General features: G+C 72.8%; 13 protein-coding genes. 6 read left to right on the top strand and 7 right to left on the bottom strand.

Annotated elements, in window-relative coordinates:
• Nucleotides 1-251: 251 nt before the first annotated feature.
• Both AB0J24_RS27580 and AB0J24_RS27575 read right to left on the bottom strand, forming a co-directional pair.
• Nucleotides 252-1,400, bottom strand: a complete 1,149-nt coding sequence (locus tag AB0J24_RS27580) for a DUF418 domain-containing protein (RefSeq protein ID WP_358686700.1) — start codon at nt 1,398-1,400, stop codon at nt 252-254.
• Nucleotides 1,401-1,598: 198 nt separating this feature from the next.
• Nucleotides 1,599-3,833: a DPP IV N-terminal domain-containing protein gene (locus AB0J24_RS27575; RefSeq protein ID WP_358686698.1), complete on the bottom strand. Its 2,235-nt coding sequence runs from the start codon at nt 3,831-3,833 to the stop codon at nt 1,599-1,601.
• Nucleotides 3,834-4,219: 386 nt separating this feature from the next.
• On the opposite strand from AB0J24_RS27575, the gene AB0J24_RS27570 reads away from it, so the two are divergent.
• From AB0J24_RS27570 to AB0J24_RS27560, 3 genes are all read left to right on the top strand, one after another.
• Complete coding sequence (locus tag AB0J24_RS27570) at nt 4,220-4,861, top strand: hypothetical protein (protein WP_358686697.1); 642 nt, start codon at nt 4,220-4,222, stop codon at nt 4,859-4,861.
• 83 nt (nt 4,862-4,944) lie between these two features.
• On the top strand, nt 4,945-6,234 hold the full coding sequence (locus AB0J24_RS27565) for an ATP-grasp domain-containing protein (protein WP_358686695.1): 1,290 nt from the start codon (nt 4,945-4,947) through the stop codon (nt 6,232-6,234).
• Nucleotides 6,235-6,244: 10 nt separating this feature from the next.
• Nucleotides 6,245-8,260 carry a CocE/NonD family hydrolase gene (locus AB0J24_RS27560; protein ID WP_358686694.1) on the top strand — a complete coding sequence of 672 codons (2,016 nt, stop codon included), beginning with the start codon at nt 6,245-6,247 and terminating at the stop codon, nt 8,258-8,260.
• Nucleotides 8,261-8,334: 74 nt separating this feature from the next.
• Here the strand turns inward: AB0J24_RS27560 and AB0J24_RS27555 are convergent, their stop codons facing one another.
• From AB0J24_RS27555 to AB0J24_RS27545, 3 genes are all read right to left on the bottom strand, one after another.
• Nucleotides 8,335-8,478, bottom strand: coding sequence for a hypothetical protein (locus AB0J24_RS27555; protein ID WP_358686693.1), 144 nt, complete (start codon nt 8,476-8,478; stop codon nt 8,335-8,337).
• A 48-nt stretch (nt 8,479-8,526) separates the two neighbouring features.
• A complete protein-coding gene (locus AB0J24_RS27550) occupies nt 8,527-9,501 on the bottom strand; it encodes a glucosyl-3-phosphoglycerate synthase (RefSeq protein ID WP_358686691.1) in 975 nt (324 codons plus the stop codon).
• Between the two features lie 85 nt (nt 9,502-9,586).
• A complete protein-coding gene (locus AB0J24_RS27545) occupies nt 9,587-10,882 on the bottom strand; it encodes a hypothetical protein (protein WP_358686690.1) in 1,296 nt (431 codons plus the stop codon).
• A 201-nt stretch (nt 10,883-11,083) separates the two neighbouring features.
• Between AB0J24_RS27545 and AB0J24_RS27540 the strand changes: the two genes are divergently transcribed.
• From AB0J24_RS27540 to AB0J24_RS27530, 3 genes are read left to right on the top strand one after another with little or no spacing between them, the layout of a single operon-like run.
• Nucleotides 11,084-11,809 (top strand): DUF3159 domain-containing protein, encoded by a 726-nt coding sequence (locus AB0J24_RS27540; protein WP_358686689.1) that lies wholly within the window; start codon nt 11,084-11,086, stop codon nt 11,807-11,809.
• On the top strand, nt 11,806-13,113 hold the full coding sequence (locus AB0J24_RS27535; RefSeq protein WP_358686687.1) for an MFS transporter: 1,308 nt from the start codon (nt 11,806-11,808) through the stop codon (nt 13,111-13,113). The genes AB0J24_RS27540 and AB0J24_RS27535 overlap by 4 nt, the downstream gene beginning before the upstream one ends.
• Before the next feature lie 47 nt (nt 13,114-13,160).
• Nucleotides 13,161-13,877, top strand: a complete 717-nt coding sequence (locus tag AB0J24_RS27530) for a MerR family transcriptional regulator (protein WP_358686685.1) — start codon at nt 13,161-13,163, stop codon at nt 13,875-13,877.
• A gap of 45 nt (nt 13,878-13,922) precedes the next feature.
• On the opposite strand, the gene AB0J24_RS27525 is transcribed toward AB0J24_RS27530, so the two are convergent.
• Nucleotides 13,923-14,954 carry an IS110 family transposase gene (locus AB0J24_RS27525; RefSeq protein WP_358686703.1) on the bottom strand — a complete coding sequence of 344 codons (1,032 nt, stop codon included), beginning with the start codon at nt 14,952-14,954 and terminating at the stop codon, nt 13,923-13,925.
• Nucleotides 14,923-15,933, bottom strand: coding sequence for an IS3 family transposase (locus AB0J24_RS27520; RefSeq protein WP_358686701.1), 1,011 nt, complete (start codon nt 15,931-15,933; stop codon nt 14,923-14,925). The genes AB0J24_RS27525 and AB0J24_RS27520 overlap by 32 nt, the downstream gene beginning before the upstream one ends.
• Nucleotides 15,934-15,938: the final 5 nt, after the last annotated feature.

Genomic DNA, 15,938 nt, shown 5'->3' with positions numbered 1-15,938 from the left:
CCAGTCCTCCACGTTCAACACCTCCCTAGCGTCGGGAGGGGGTCAACATTCCCGGAACGCCTGGGGGTCAGAGTTCAGGATCCGGCGACAGGTGGTGGGTGTCGACCCGGTCGACGCGATCGGGGTGTACCAGCTTCACGTTCATATCCACGGCATCGTCGTGCCCTCGGGGTGGTCGGGGCCGGTCAGCGGGGTTCGAAGACCGGGGTGGCGGTAAGGGCGTTCGCACGGACGACGCCGGGCGGCCGGTCTCACGTCCGGTAGGTGAGCCGCCGTAGCAGCACCTCGGCCGGGCCGCGGACGCCGGCGACGTCGAGCCGGTAGGCGACGACGACGGTCAGCAGCCACACGCCGATCCCCACCAGCATGGCGGTGGCGCTGGTCAGGTGCGCCCCGAGCCCGAACCCCCAGGCCGCCAGCACCGGTACGAAGATCAACGACTGGGCGAGGTAACCGGACAGCGACCGGCGGCCCAGCGCCACGAGCGCCCGCACCGGGAGGGGCCGGCTCGCACCGACCCGGTGTGCGATCAGCCCGAACAGCGCGGCCACGCCGACGCCGGCGAAGATGCCGGTGAACAGGTGGAACGACACCAGGGCCGACGGGTTGGGCACCGCGAGCACACCCAGGTGGAGCAGGGCCTGCAGCGATCCCAGGCCCCAGCCGAGCGCGAGTCCGATCACGGCGGTGCGGCGCAGCAACGGGAGGTGGCGGCCGGGTTCGTCGAGGATGCGGTGCCGGGCCGCGAGTATCCCGATCAGGAACGCGGCAGGCATGACGAGCCCGACCAGCGACGAGATCGGCGAGGGCACCCACAGCACCAGCCGGAGCAGCGCCGAGGTGAGGTAGCCGGTCTCCGCGGCGACCTGCTGCTGCGGTGCCATCGCGCCCGGCCCGGAGGGCAGGAGCTGGCCGAGCGCGGCGAGGCCGAGGTTGACCAGCGCGGCGGCTCCGAGCAGCACTCCGATCCACACCTTGAGGACGCGGTCGCTGCGGTGCAGGAACAGCGGGACGAGCAGCAGTCCGAGCACCCCGTAGGTGCCGAGGATGTCGCCCTGCCAGAGCAGCACGGCATGGACGAGACCGAAGGCGAGCAGCCACCAGTGTCGGGTGCGCAGCAGCCTGCGGATCTCGGCATCGGTGCTGCCCGCGGCGCTCCGGCGGGCGTAGAGCTGGCCGATCCCGTAGGCGAACAGGAGCCCGAAGAGTGTCCAGGCCCGCCCGTCGACGAACACGATCGTCACGGCCTGCGCGATACGGTCGGCGGGCCCGCCCTCGGCCGGGTGCATCAGGGTCGACCCGAGCTCGGAGGTCCAGAGGAACCACGGGGCGTGGGCGAGCGCGATGAGCAGCAGCATCACCCCCCTGGCGAGGTCGGGCGCGGTCGATCGCTCGGCCACCGGTGTCGGAGACGCCGCCGCCCGGACAGGGCCGTGGTCGTCCGGCCTGGGCCGGTGGATGGGGGTGGACACGGTGAATGCCTCCTGTTGGTCATGACTGTGACGCCGGTGGCTCTCTGCACACGGTGGACGCCACGGAGCGATCAGCGCTGCTGTCGGGCCGTCGACAGCTGCTGGGGCCCCGCATGGATCGCGAGGTCAGACGGGCAGGGACGGTGCGAGCGGGGCGAGGCGGTAGCCGGGCGGCTCGACGCCGTGCAGGTGGCGGACGAAGTAGTCCCAGGTGCGGCGCAGGACGTAGTGCTTGCTGCCGTTGAACAGGTGCTCGGCCCCGGGGACGACGAGCATGTCGACGTCCTTGTCGGCCTTCACCAGTGCGTCGACCAGGCGCAGGGTCTGGGCGGGAAGCACGTTGTCGTCGAGCTCGCCGTGGATCAGCAGCAGCTTGCCGCGCAGGTTCGCGGCGAGGTTCGCGTTGTCGAGGTCGCGGCGGGCGTCGTCGTCGAGTTCGCCGTAGTAGCGCTCGCCCCAGTAGGGGTAGTAGGTGCCGATGTCGTTCGGGGTGGCCCTGGCGACGCCCACGGTGAAGAACTCCGGGTGGGCGAGCAGCGCGCGGGTGGCCGAGTAGCCACCGCCGGAGCTGCCGAAGATTCCGACCCTGCTGGTGTCGAGCCACGGGTGGCGTTCGCCGAGCTGTCGGATCGCGGCGATGTGGTCGACGAGGAACCCGGCGGCGGAGAAGTTGCGGTAGGCGTGGTCGTGGAAGGCCTTGCTGCGCCCGGCCGTCCCGCGCCCGTCGACGGCGACGACGGCGAACCCGAGTGCGGCGAGGGCCTCGGCCCCCCCGGTGAACGGCGGAGCGTCGAACGCGGGGGATGCGCGGTACGCCATCGGTCCGGGGTAGACGTGGTCGATCACCGGGTAGCTGCGGTCCGGGTCGAACCCGTACGGGCGCCACAGCAGCCCGTGGATCGGGATCAACCGGCCGTCGGCCGCGGTGACCCGGGACCGTTCCGGCGGTGCCCAGCCGCGGGCGGTTAGCTCGGCGGTGCCGGGCGCCTCCAGCTCCACCAGGACCCGGCCGTCGCCGTCGAGCACCGACGACCGCGGCGGGACGGCCACGGTCGACGCCCGGTCGAACAGGTACCCGCCCTCGGCCGGGGCGATCGTGTCGTGGTCGAACCCGTCGTCGGTGAGCCGGGTGAACCCGGTCCCGTCCAGGTCGATCCGGCAGACCTGGCGCAGGTAGGGGTCGTCGTCGAGCCCGTTCGCGAGGAACCAGACCCGCCGCGCGCCCTCGTCGACCCGGAGCACCCGCCGCACCAGCCACTCACCGGAGGTGACCTGGACGTGTGCCCGGCCGTCCGGCGAGTACAGGTACAGGTGACCCCAGCCGTCGCGCTGGGACCACCAGAGGACCTCCCCGGAGCCGAGCACCCTTACCTGCGCGGGTTCGACGGTCGACGCCCCCGGGTCGACACAGGTCCGGCCGGTCTCCTCGACGATCAGCGTGCTCGTTCCGGTGGCGGGGTCGAGGCGGTGCATCTGCAGCGTCAGCGCGTCCCGGGCGTACCGCAGGAAGTACACCGACCCACCGACCCACCACCGCGACGCCAGGCTCGTCGTGTGCACGATCGGTGCCGGCGGGTCCTGCTGGTGCACCACGGTGCGGGCGGCAACGTCGAGCACCACCCACGACATCGTCGCGACCCGTTCGTCACCCGGGACCGGGTAGCGCAACCGGTGTTCCACCGGCCGCCCCCCGCCGGCGGGTGAGGACTCCACCAGCACCTGCTCGGGCAACCCGCGCTGGTCCAGCCGGTGGGTGAGCAGCCGGGTGGAGTCCGGCGACCACTCGGCGACGAACGGGGGATCGATACCCAGCGCCCGCCACTGGAAGATCCCGGCCCAGTCCAGCATCGCCCCGTAGGTGTGTTCGGTCTCGGCGTCGTCGGTGAGCGCGAACTCCTCGCCGCTGTCGGTCGACCGGACCCAGATGTTCCTGCCGCGGGTGAACGCGGCCCAGGCCTTGTCGGGGGAGACGAGTTCCACCCGGGTGGGCGGGCCGGTGCCCTCGACCCGTTCGCAGGTGCCATCGTCACCGGAGAACTCCCAGGTCTCGCCGAAGGCGACGAAGCGCACCACGCCCTCGTCACGTCCGGGGACCTCGAACTCCAACAGCACCACCGGCAGGTCCGTGGATTCCACCGCGTTCCCGGACGCCAGCGAGAGCGCGGCCGCGAGCCGGGCGTGGTCGAACGCGTCCCGGCGCGTACCCGTCGCCGGGTCGACCAGCACGTACCGGCCGCCGACCTCGTAGACGAAGCGCCGGCCGTCGGAGAGCCACCGGGGAACCACGGACGCGCCTGGCACCGCCTTGCTCCGATAGGGCTCGAGCATCGACTCGGCACGCGCGTAGTCCTCGGCGCCCATCGACGTCATCCTGGGTCCCCCTTCGACGTCCTCGACCGTGCGGTGCCAGGTCACACCCGGCCGTCGCGGCACGGTCAAGCCGTCGAGCCGTCGAGCCTCCGTCGGTGGGTTCCTCCGGGGCCCGCACGTCACGGGCGCACCGGGCGCCGGCGGGTGCCGGAGGTCGAGGAGGTTCGCAGCCGGCCGGGACCCGAGGGCGTCCCCGAAACGCGGTGCCGGTGTGGTTGCCGTGGCGGCGTCGGAGGGCCGGTCGGCGGGGACGCGGAAGCGACCAGGAGATGGCGGGTGCGACGCGCGGCCGCGGCCGTTCACCTCCCCGACAGCGTTCGTCCACTCCGTCGGGGTGCGATGTGGCTACGGTCCCAGCATCCCTTCAGGAGGTACCCATGGGCTCCGACCACTCCAGTGCACGAGAGCGTGCCGAGGATCTCCGCCGCGGGGTCGATCCGGATGCGCTCGGCCACGCCGCGCTCGACGCCGACATCGGTCGGGCGACCGAGGCCGCTGACTCCCGGCAGCTGGACGCGCGATGTGTGCGGGCCGCCTACGAGGCGATCGCGGCGGCGGGCGGGCGTACGGACGCCGCGGACGATGCGACGCTCGTCTCGCTCCGCTCCGGGGCTCAGGCAGCGGCCGACGCCGCCCGCGTCGCGGACGAGATCGGCGCCGGGGCAGGTGGGGCACTGCGTGCAGCGGCCCGCGCCTGGCAGCCGTTCGCGGTCGAAGGTGAGGCCGCGACGTGGCGCGTGGGCCTGAAGGCGTTCAGCGAGACCTGCGAGGGTGACGCGATCGCCGACCAGCAGCTCGTCGTACGTGCTGTCGGGGCGGCGGCTGCAGCGGTGGGAGGCGACGACTCCGCGACCGCGCGAGCGGCACGTGCGTTCTCGGGGGAGTTGCAGCGTCGCGTGGACGAGGGTGAAGATCTGTCGACGGCGTGGGCCGGTGCTGTCCGCCACACACGTGACGAGGCCCCCGATGACGTGTTCCTGGTCGTCGTGGACGCCGTCACGGGTGTGCTCGACCGCTGAGCCGGCCCAGCTGACCGCGGGCCGTCCGGGGAGCCCTCCCCGCCCGGTGCATGGGAACGGTGCAGGCGGGTACTGGTCGGGTCGTGAGTGATCAGCACAGAGACGGCGTCCGGACGATCGCCGTCCCGGGGCTCGACGAGCACAACCGCGAGATCCTGGAACGGCTCCCCGGCGGGGAGCGCCACCGCTTCCTGCCGTTGCTGAGCATCGACGAGCTGCAGTACGGCGACGAGATCCCGGTGCTCGACCTGCTGGAGAAGGCCCGGTCGGAGCTGGACCGGGCGGGGCCGGTGGACGGCGTGATCGGGTTCTGGGACTTCCCGGTGAGCACGATGGTGCCGCTGCTGTGCGCGCACGTCGGCTCACCGGGGCCGTCGTTGGACGCGGTGTTGCGCTGCGAGCACAAGTACTGGAGCCGTCTGGAACAGCGCGCGGTGATCGACGAGCACCCGGCGTTCGCGCTCGTCGATCCCGACCGGGACACCGAGCCGCCCGCGGACGTGCCCTTCCCGATGTGGGTCAAGCCGGTGAAGTCCTTCTCCTCGGACCTGGCGCTGCGGGTGACCGACGCCGCCGGTTTCCGGGACGCGCTGGCCATCATCAGGGAGGGCATCGGCCGGGTCGGGGAACCGTTCGCCGAGCTGATGGCCCTGGGGGACCCGCCACCGGAGATCGCGGCGCACGGCGGCCGGGTCTGCGTCGCCGAGGAAGCCGTCGAGGGCCGGCAGCTCACGCTGGAGGGCTGGGTCCGCGACGGCGAGCTGCACGTGCTCGGCGCGGTCGACACGGTGAACCGGGCCGACGTGCCCAGCCAGGACCGCTTCGTCTACCCCTCCTCGGTACCGGACACGGTCGTCGAGCGGATGACCTCGGTCACCGGGCGGATCGTGCGCCGGGTCGGGCTCGACCACACCACGCTCAACGTGGAGTTCTTCTGGGACCCCGAGAGCGACCGGTTGACCGTGCTGGAGGTGAACCCGCGGCACTCCCAGTCGCACGCCGAGCTGTTCGAGCACGTCGACGGTGCGCCCAACCACCTGGCGATGGTGCGCCTGGCGCTGGGGGAGGAGCCCGCCATGCCGCACCGGCAGGGACACCACGCCGTCGCCGCCAAGTGGTTCCTGCGCCGGCTCGACGACGGCGTCGCCCGCCGCGTCCCCACCGCCGAGGAGATCACCGAGGTGCAGCGCTCGGTGCCGGGGACCACTGTGGACGTGATCGTCGCCGAGGGCGACCGGCTCTCCGAGCTGCCCGACCAGGACAACTACAGCTACAAGATCGCCAACATCTACGTCGGCGGGAGCGACGAGCGCGAGCTGGCGGACCGGTTCCGCCGCTGCGCCGAGCTGCTCCCGTTCACGTTCGACCCGTGAGGAGGGCCGCGTGCGCACCCTCGACCCGCACGACCTGCCGCACCGCGTGCGGTGCGACGACGTCCGCATCCCGCTGAAGGACGGAACCACGCTGGCCGCGCGGGTGTGGCGGCCGGAGACCGACCGGGCCGTCCCCGCGGTGCTCGAGCTCATCCCGTACCGGCTGCGGGACGGCACCGCGGTACGCGACTCCGTGCACCACCCCTACCTCGCGGGCCACGGCATCGCCGGGGTCCGGGTGGACCTGCGCGGCAGCGGTGACTCCGAGGGCGTGCTCACCGACGAGTACCTGCCCGGCGAGCTCGACGACGCCGAGGAGATCCTCGCCTGGCTGGCCGCGCGTCCGTGGTGCTCCGGGAGGACCGGGATGATGGGCATCTCCTGGGGCGGGTTCAACGCGCTGCAGGTCGCCGCCCGCAGGCCGGAGTCGCTGGGCGCGGTCGCCACCGTCTGCTCCACCGACGACCGCTACTCCGACGACGTGCACTACATGGGTGGCTGCCTGCTGGGCGACAACCTGTCCTGGGCGTCGGTGATGCTGGCCTGCAACGCCACGCCGCCCGACCCGGAGGCGGTGGGGGACCGCTGGGAGGAGATGTGGCTGGAGCGGCTGCACGGCAGCGGCCTGTGGGTCGAGCAGTGGCTGCGCCACCCGCACCGGGACGACTACTGGCGGCACGGTTCGGTCTGCGAGGACTACGACGCGATCGCCTGCCCCGTGCTCGCCGCCAGCGGGTGGGCGGACGGGTACTCCAACGCCGTGTTCCGGCTCGTCGAGCGGCTGCGGGTGCCGCGCCGGGGGCTGATCGGGCCGTGGTCGCACACCTACCCGCACCTGGGCAGGCCCGGCCCGGCGATCGGGTTCCTGCAGGAGCTGGTGCGCTGGTTCGGGCACTGGCTGACCGACACCGACACCGGGGTGGAGGAGGACCCCGTGCTGTACACCTGGATGCAGGACAGCGTGCCGCCCTCGACGTCCTACGAGGACCGGCCGGGCCGCTGGGTGGCCGAGCCGTCGTGGCCGTCGCCGCGGGTGTCGTTGCAGCGCAGGGCGCTGTTGGAGCGGGGGATCGGTGACCCCGGTGAGACCGGGGACGAGGTGGACGTCTCGGTGCTCTCGCCGTTGACCGTCGGGCAGTTCGCCGGGAAGTGGTGCTCCTACAACGCGCCGCCGGACCTGCCCTACGACCAGCGTGAGGAGGACGGCGGGTCGCTGGTGTTCGAGACCCGCCCGCTGAGCGAGCCGGTGGAGATCCTCGGCGCGCCCGAGCTGGAGCTGGAGGTCGCCGCGGACGCGCCGGTGGCGATGGTCGCCGCCCGGTTGTCCGACGTCGCCCCCGACGGCGCCGCGACCCGGGTCACCTACGGGCTGCGCAACCTGACCCACCGGGACTCGCACGCCGAGCCCGAGCCGCTGGAACCCGGCCGTCGCTACCGGGTCCGGCTCGCCCTCAACGGGGTCGCCCAGCACTTCCCGGCGGGGCACCGGATCCGGGTCTCGCTGTCCACCTCGTACTGGCCGCTGGCCTGGCCGGCCCCGCGCCCGGCGCGGCTGACCGTCACCACCGGGACCTCGGCGCTGACCCTGCCCGTGCGCGATCTCGCCGTCGCCGACGACCCGGCCGAGCCGTTCGGCCCGGCGGAGGGCGTGACGCCGATCCCGGTGGCCCCCGAACGACCTGGGGAGCAGCGTTGGGAGGTTCGTCGTGACCTGGTCGGTGATGTGTCGGAGCTGCTGGTGGTGAAGGACCTCGGGCGCGTGCGGTACCCCGACGGGCTGAGCGTGGACCACCGTGTCGAGGAACGCTACAGCGCCCACGGTGACGATCACACCTCCCTGCGCGGGGAGGTCCGCACGACGATGACCTATCGGCGCGGTGACCACGAGGCCCGCGCCGTGACCCGCACCGTGCAGACCTGCGACGCCGAGGCGTTCCACCTGCACGCCACCGTCGACGCCTATCGGGGGGAGGAACGGATCGCCTCGCTGGACCAGTCGGCGTCGGTGCCCCGGGACCTGGTCTGAGGGCTGCGGGCGCCGGACCTGCGCCGCTCCGCGGTGTGGAACCCCGGCGCGGCGCCGGGTCGCCGAGATGTGGCTCAGCGGGAATTGTCGATCTTCAGCGCCCCGTGGGCTGCATCTCGGCGCGGCGCCCCCGTCATCCGTCCACCACGGCCCGCCCCGACCACCGGATCCGGGCCCGGTGTCGAGGCGGTCTCGCGCAGGAACACGGTTCCGGGCATCGGTGTGACGGTGGTCCACGGTCCACCGCGGGCGTTCGTCGGCTCGAGTCAGTGGCGGTCGGCGACCGCGCCGCTGCTCGCCGACCGCAGGACGGACATCGGAGGGCGGTCCGTGCCGTCGACGTGGTGCTCCCGTGGGGTCCACCGGCCTGCGGACCGGTCGAACTGGACGATGCTCGGCGCGCCTCCCGCAGCCGTGTCCACGGCGGGCGTGCTGCGCCGCAGGATGGTGTCGACGATCTGCCGGGCCATGACCCCGAGCTCCAGCAGCGTGCGGTTCCGGTGCTTGCGCACGCCGAGATCGGTCTGGGCGATCGCATCGACCCCCCGCTGTCGCAGCGTGTCGATCAGGAGCCCGATCTCCACGCCGTATCCGGCGGCGAACGGCAGCGACTCCAGCAGCTCGCGGGTGGCCGCGTACTCGCCGCCGAGCGGCTGGACGACCCCGGCCAGGTCGGGCTGGAGGGCGGCCAGCAAGGGACGGACCGTGAGCTCGGTGACGCGGCCGCCGCCGGTCGCCTCCTCGATCCCGCCGATCCGCAGCGGACGCCGGTAGAAGCCCTTGACCAGCGCGATCCCGTCGTCCTGGAACAGAGGTTCGAGCAGCGAACCGACGAGTGCCGCCGCGTCGACCTGGACCAGGTCGGAGTCGACGAACACCAGCACCTGACCGCTGGTCGCGGCCAGCGACCGCCAGAGGACCTCGCCCTTGCCCGGCCGGACCGGGACGTCCGGGAGCGCCCCCTCGCGGGTGACCACCCGCGCCCCGGCGGCGGCGGCGGTCTCCCGGGTGCGGTCGGTGGAGCCCGAGTCGACGACGACCACCTCGCCGACCAGCGGATCGGTGCCGCGGGTCAGCGGGACGAGCCCGGCGACGAGCTCGCCGACCGTGGCCTCCTCGTCGAGCGCGGGCAGGACCACCGAGACGGTCCGACGGTTCCGGGCCGCCCGGAGCAGCTCGACCGAGCCCCCCGAGTCGTGCCAGGTCCGGCGGTCGAACCAGTCCGCGACGTGGTCGTCCACCCCTCGATCACCTCTCCTCGTGGCCCGGTACAGCGGGCGATCCGGCCGATCACCCGACGACGGGCGTGGATCTGCGGGCACCCTGTCACGCCGCGGCGTGGGCGGCCGGGGTCCCCCGGTCGCCGAGGGTGACCAGCGCGGCGAAGGCCGCCTGGACGACGATGTAGGCGGCGACGAACGGCAGCATCACCAGCGCCGGGTGCGCCGTTCCCGGATCGGGCAGCGGGACGAGCCAGGCGAGCGCGACGACCAGGCCGGAGTTGAGCAGCGAGAGCCGCGCGTAGCCGAACCCGTCGCCGTCGGCCTGGCGCCGGGCGAGCTCGAACACGACGACCAGCCGGAACAGCACGCCCACCATCAGCGCGGCGAGGACCGGGGCGCCGACCGTGTACCCCTCCCCGAGGGCCCGCAGCACCGGCCAGCTGAGTACCGCGCCGAGCGCGAGCAGCGGGACGAACACTGTGAGCATCCGGCGCCGGGTCGACCGGGCGAGCTCGGCGGCCCGGTGCGGCTCACGGGCGGTCTGCACGGCCAGCGAGTTGGTGAAGAACACCGCGGCCGTGTCGACGACGACGGTGGCCTGCCAGGCGATGAAGAAGACCGCACCGATCTCGTTGCCCATCCGGAAGTTCGCGAGCAGCGGGACCTGGTTGTAGAGCAGCACCGCGCCGAACTGAGCCACCGCGGTCGGCGCCAGGAACGCCGCCATGGACGCCCTGCTCGGCAGGCGGCCCGCGTCGCCCGCGGCGGCGTACCGGCGGACGACGAACCACAGGACGACGGTCCCGGCGGCGATCCACAACACCACCGGGATCACCCAGGACAGCACCATCCCCTGCGAGGCGAGGCCGGCGCCGAGCACGGCCAGCAGCGCGATCCGGGTGACCGCGAACGTGCCGGTGCGCCAGACCGCGATCCAGGGGCGCCCGACGGCGACCAGCACGAAGTCGTGGACGACGTACACGCCCCAGCCGGCGCAACCGAGCACGAGCAGCAGCAGACCCCAGCCGAACGGGCCGTCGCCGGCGGCGACCTCGGTCACCCGCGGGACGACGAGGCCGTAGCAGAGACCGACCAACCCGGACAGCGGCATGATCAGGAGCAGGCTGCCGAACACCAGGCGGACCGACCGGCGCCCGGCACCCGGGAGCCATCGCATGAGGCCGATGCCGAGGTTCAGCTGGGCGGCACCGCCGATGAGCTGCATCGCCGAGACGAACTCGGTGGCCCGGCCTACCTCCTCCTGCGGCATCACCCACGCGGCGATCACGAAACCGAGCAGCCCCGCGGCGGAGTTGAACGCCGAGGTCAGCGTCAGGGCGAGCGAGTCACGCGATCCTCCGTGCCCACGCTGCTCGACGACCGGAGGCGGGGGAGGCACGGAGCGTCACGCTACGGGTCCGAGCCGAGCGCGGTCACCAGCCCGCCGGGCCGGTACCGGAGTCGCCCCGTGCCGTGCACCTGCTCCCGGCACCCACCCGGACAGGTGTCAAGGGTGATGTGTGCCACTGCGGGTTGAGTGTGCCGTGGCGGCATCGAGTCTCCTGACCGGGCGGAAGTCGGGACGAACGGGGAGAACGGAATGACCACGACCGGACGACAGGACAGCACGCGACCGGATGACGAGACCACGGGGCCGCTGCCCATCGTCGGTACCCCCGGGCGGGCCGGGGTCGGCGGGAGGGCCGGGGCTCCGAAGGACCCGGCCGAGATGACGATGCTCGACCACATGGGCGGCCCGATGGGGTTCGTCTACTCGGCGATCCCGGTCGCCGTGTTCGTCACGGCCAACGCGTTCCTGTCGCTGTCGCTGACGATTGGCATCGCGGTCGGATCGGGCCTGGCGCTGTTCGGGTACCGGCTGCTGCGCGGTGAGCGCTTCGCGCAGGCCGTCGGGAGCCTGCTCGGTGTCGTGCTCGCCGCCGCGCTCGTCGCGATCACCGGGTCGGCGCGGGACTTCTTCGCGATCGGGATCTGGGTCTCGCTCGCCGGCTTCGTGTTCACCGTCGCGACCCTGGTGGCCCGCAGGCCGATCACCGGCGTGCTGTGGAACCTGTTCCACGGCGGTACCCACGACTGGCGTGCCGACCGGCCGAGCCTGCGGGCACACGACATCGCGACGATGGGCGCCGCGCTCGTCCTCGGCTCGAGGTTCGTGGTCCAGCAGTGGCTCTACATCACCGAGAGCACGACCGGGCTGGGGATCGCGAGGGTGCTGATGGGCACCCCGCTGTCGGTCGTGTCGGTGATCCTGATCGTGTGGGCGTTCCGGCGCAGCACCAAGCGCCTGATCCCCGCCGGCCGATGAGCGTCGCCGGTGTCCGGCGCAGCCCGGCGGTGTGGCTGACCTCGTACGGGCTGTCGTTGCTGGGCAAGGGCATCGCCGCCGTGGTGCTGCCCCTGCTGGTGCTCGACCGCACGGGGGACGTGCTCGCCGCGGGTGTGCTGGCATCGGTGTCGACGGCCGCCTCCGCGCTGACCGGACTGGTCTCCGGCCTGCTGGTGGACCGGATCGACCGGCGGACGGTCGCGGTGGTGTCCGACCTGCTGGCGGCGGTGTCGCTGGCGGCGCTGCCACTGGTGGACCTGGTGTGGGGACTGAACCTGGCGTGGTTCCTGGTGTTCGGGGTGCTGGGTGCGATGATCCGGATCCCCGGGATGACCGCCCAGGAGACGTTGCTGCCCGCCCTGGTGCGGCTCGGCGGCACCACCCCCGGGCGGCTGGAGCGGTGGATCGCCATCCGGGAGAACCTCGGCAACGTGCTGCTGCTCGCCGGCCCGGGCGCGGGTGGTCTGCTGGTCGGGATGCTCGGTCCGTCGCCGTCGGTGCTGTGGGTGACCGCGGTGACGAGCGTGCTGGCCGCGGTGACGACGCTGCTGCTGGATCCGCGGGCCGGCCGGGTCGTGCGGCGCACCCGGGAGGCCGCGGTGGGCGCGCTGCGCGGGGCGATGTCCGATCTCGTCGCCTCGTGGCGGTTCCTCGCCCGCAACCGGCTGGTGCTGGGCACCACACTGGTGTCGGCGGTCCTGGTGGCCGTGCTCGCGTCGCTGCAGACGACGGTGCTGCCCGCCTACTTCGTCGAGATGGACCTGCCCGCGCTGACCGGGCTGACGCTGAGCGCGCTGGCCGGCGGCGGTGTCGTCGGCTCGGCGCTCTACGCCGCGCTGGCCGGACGGGTGCGGCGCCGGGTGTGGTTCGTCGTCGGGATGCTCGGCTTCGGCGTCGGGTTCGCCCTGGTCGGGAGCCTGGCCGCACCCTGGCTGGTGCTCGCCGCCGCGGCACTGGTCGGTTTCACCAACGCCCCGGTCGCCGCCGTCCTGGGCGTGCTGACGATCGAGGCGACCCCGGACCCGATGCGCGGCCGGGTGCTGGGTGCCCAGAACACGCTGGTCCTGGCGGCCCCGGCGCTGACCGGGGCGCCGGTCGCCGCGGTGGCCTCGGCCGCCGGGCTGGGCGTCGCGGGGATCGTGCTGGCCGCGATCGCGGCGACCACAGCCGTGGTCGCGCTCGCCGCGCCTGCCTTCCGGAAGCTGGACGACCTGCCGGACCCCGACGACACCGGCCCGGGAACGGACTCACCGACCCCACCGGTCCCGGTTGCGGGTTCTTGACGTCCCACGCTTGACCATGCCGTCGGGGCACGGTGTGGACTGCGCCCATGGCCTGGAGCACCCGTGAGATCGCCGACCTGGCCGGTACCAGCCTGCGGGCGGTGCGCCACTACCACGAGGTCGGACTGCTCGCGGAGCCCGAACGGCTCGCCAACGGCTACAAGCAGTACGGGGTGGCGCACCTCGTCCGGTTGCTGCGCATCAAGCGGCTGGTCGATCTCGGGTTCTCGCTCGCCCAGATCGCCGAGATGGGTGACGACGACCACCACCCCGAACAGGCGCTGCGCACGCTGGACGCCGAGCTCGCCGCGACCATCGAGCAACTGCAGCGGGCCCGCATCGAACTCGGCCTGATCCTGCGGCACCGTGCGTCCCCCGACCTGCCCGCCGGGATGGTCCCGGGGAGCGAGTTGACCGAGGCGGACCGGGCGCTGGTCCTGGTGATGAGCCGGGTGCTCGGGCCGAAGCGGCTGGAGGCCTACTCGGAGCTGCTGCGCTCCGCGACCTCGGACCCGACCGACGGCGAGTTCGACGAGCTCCCGGCCGACGCCGACGCCGACGTCCGCGCCGATCTCGCCCGTCGGATGGCGCCGCACATCCGGCGGATCCGGCAGGAGCACGCGCTGGCCGTCACCTCGGATCCCGGGAACCGGCCCGAGGACCGGCTCGCCGAGCAGGTCGCGGCGCAGGCGATGCACGAGCTCTACAACCCTGCCCAGCTCGACGTGCTGCGCCGGGTTCGCGAGCTGCTCGCGGACGAGTGAACACGGCCGGCGGACCGGGCCCCGGCCGGGATGCTCCTATGGATGTCAACCAGCCGGCGCGGCGTCGTGTGGGGTGAGTAGCGCTCGGTAGATGTCTCGGGCGAGGTAGCGCTTGAGACAGCGGATGATCTCTTTCTTACTCATGCCCTCGGTGGTGCGGCGGTGGGCGTAGGCGTGGGTGCGGGGGTCCCAGCGCAGACGGCAGAGCACGATCCGGTAGAGCGCGGCGTTGGCCTGGCGGTCACCGCCGCGGTTGAGCCGGTGGCGGTGGGTGCGCCCGGAGGAAGCGGGTAGTGGTGCGGCGCCGCAGAGCATCGCGAACGCTGCCTCCGACCGTAACCGGTGCGGGTTCTCCCCCGCGGTGACCAGCAGCTGCCCGGCGACGTCCGGGCCGACCCCGTTGAGCCGGGCCAGGGCGGGGTTGATGACCTTGGTCAGCGGGGCGAGGAGGGAGTCGAGCTCGTCGATCTCGACGGTGAGCTCGCGGTGGCGCCGGGACAGGGAGCGCAACGCGACCAGCGTCGCGACATCTGGCTGGTCGCAGGAGGTGGTGTCCAGGCGGCGGGTCGCGCAGTACGCCAACAGCTCGCGCAACCCCATCGGCGCGAGCTCAGCTCGGAGTTCGTCGGGGGCGGTGATGATCAGAGACCGGATTCGGGTCTGGGCCTGGGCGCGTGCAGCGACCGCGGAGCGACGGGCTACCCGTAGTGCCCGCAGGGCCTCGACCCGGCCGTCGCGGTGTTTGGGGGTGCCGGTGGCGCGCCCGGCCAGGGCGGCGCGGGCGGCGGCCTCGGCATCGACCGGGTCGGACTTGCCCTGCCAGCGGCGGGTCTTGCGATCCGCACGGTCGACCTCGACCACCGAGATCCCGCCCGCGCGCAGGTGACGGGCCAGGCCGGCGCCGTAGACGCCGGTGCCCTCCACCCCGACCCGCACCAGCAACCCGAAGGCCTGTAACCAGGCCAGCAGCGCGGCGTAACCGGTGACGGTGGTGGGGAACTGGGCATGTCCGAGTTGAGCTTCCCCCGGTTTGCCGGAGTGCGGGTTACCTGTCGGCGTCGCGCTGGGCGCGACGATAGTCGTCTTCGTACTCGTCGGGTGAGAGCCCTCCGAGGAGGGCCTGGATCCGGCGCGGGTTGTACCACCCGTCGAGGTAGCGGATCAGCGCATGCTCGGCCTCGCGGCGGGTCGCGAAGGTCGTCCCGGGCCAGTAGAGCAGCTCGATCTTGAGCGTGGACCACAGGTTCTCGGCGAGGGCGTTGTCATAGCTGTCCCCTGTGGAGCCCGTCGACGGGGCGACACCCGCGTCGACCAGGCGCTGAGTGAACCGCAGCGCCGTGTATTGAGCCCCCTTGTCGCTGTGAAAGATCAACTGACCGGGACGCAGGCTCCGGGAGCGCAGCGCGTGGTTGAGCGCGGTCAGCACCAGCACCGTCGTGGCTCGCGGGTCGGTGGCCCAGCCGACGACCCGGTTGGAGAATGCGTCGCGCACCGAGGCCAGCCACAACACGCCCTCACCGGTGACGATGCGAGTCAGGTCCGCCACCCAGACGCGGTTCGGCGCGGTCGCGGTGAAGTCGCGTTCGAGCAGGTCCGGCGCTGGGCGGTGTGCCGGGTTCTGCCGGGTCGAGCCGCCCTTCCAGCCGCGACGCAGGTGCGCACCCTGAAGGCCGTGCCCGCGCATGATCCGCTCGACGCGCTTGCGCCCGACGTGCACGCCCTGGCGGCGCAGCTCCAGCCAGACCCGCGGGGATCCGTAGGTGGTGGCGCTGGTGCTCGACGTGGTCACCGGACGCCTCACCGACGTCACCGACATCGCCACCGACTCCAGTAGTCCGGTGGGCAGCATGCCGATGTCGTCGACGACGATCAGGTCGGCGCGCAGGATCCTCGACACGGTGCGGGCGATCGAGGCGTCGACCTTGGCCCGCCCCAGGGTGGCGGTCAGTGATTCGAGGGTGAACCAGGCGACCCGTAGGCCGGCCTCGATCGGGGCGTGTGCCAACGCTTCGACGAAGTGCGACTTCCCGGTGCTGGACGGGCCAGCGACAGCCAGGTTCT

Source organism: Pseudonocardia sp. NPDC049635 (assembly GCF_040659795.1).
GTDB lineage: Bacteria > Actinomycetota > Actinomycetes > Mycobacteriales > Pseudonocardiaceae > Pseudonocardia.
Note: the sequence above shows the minus strand (reverse complement) of the source record. Positions and strands in the feature narration are given on the sequence as shown.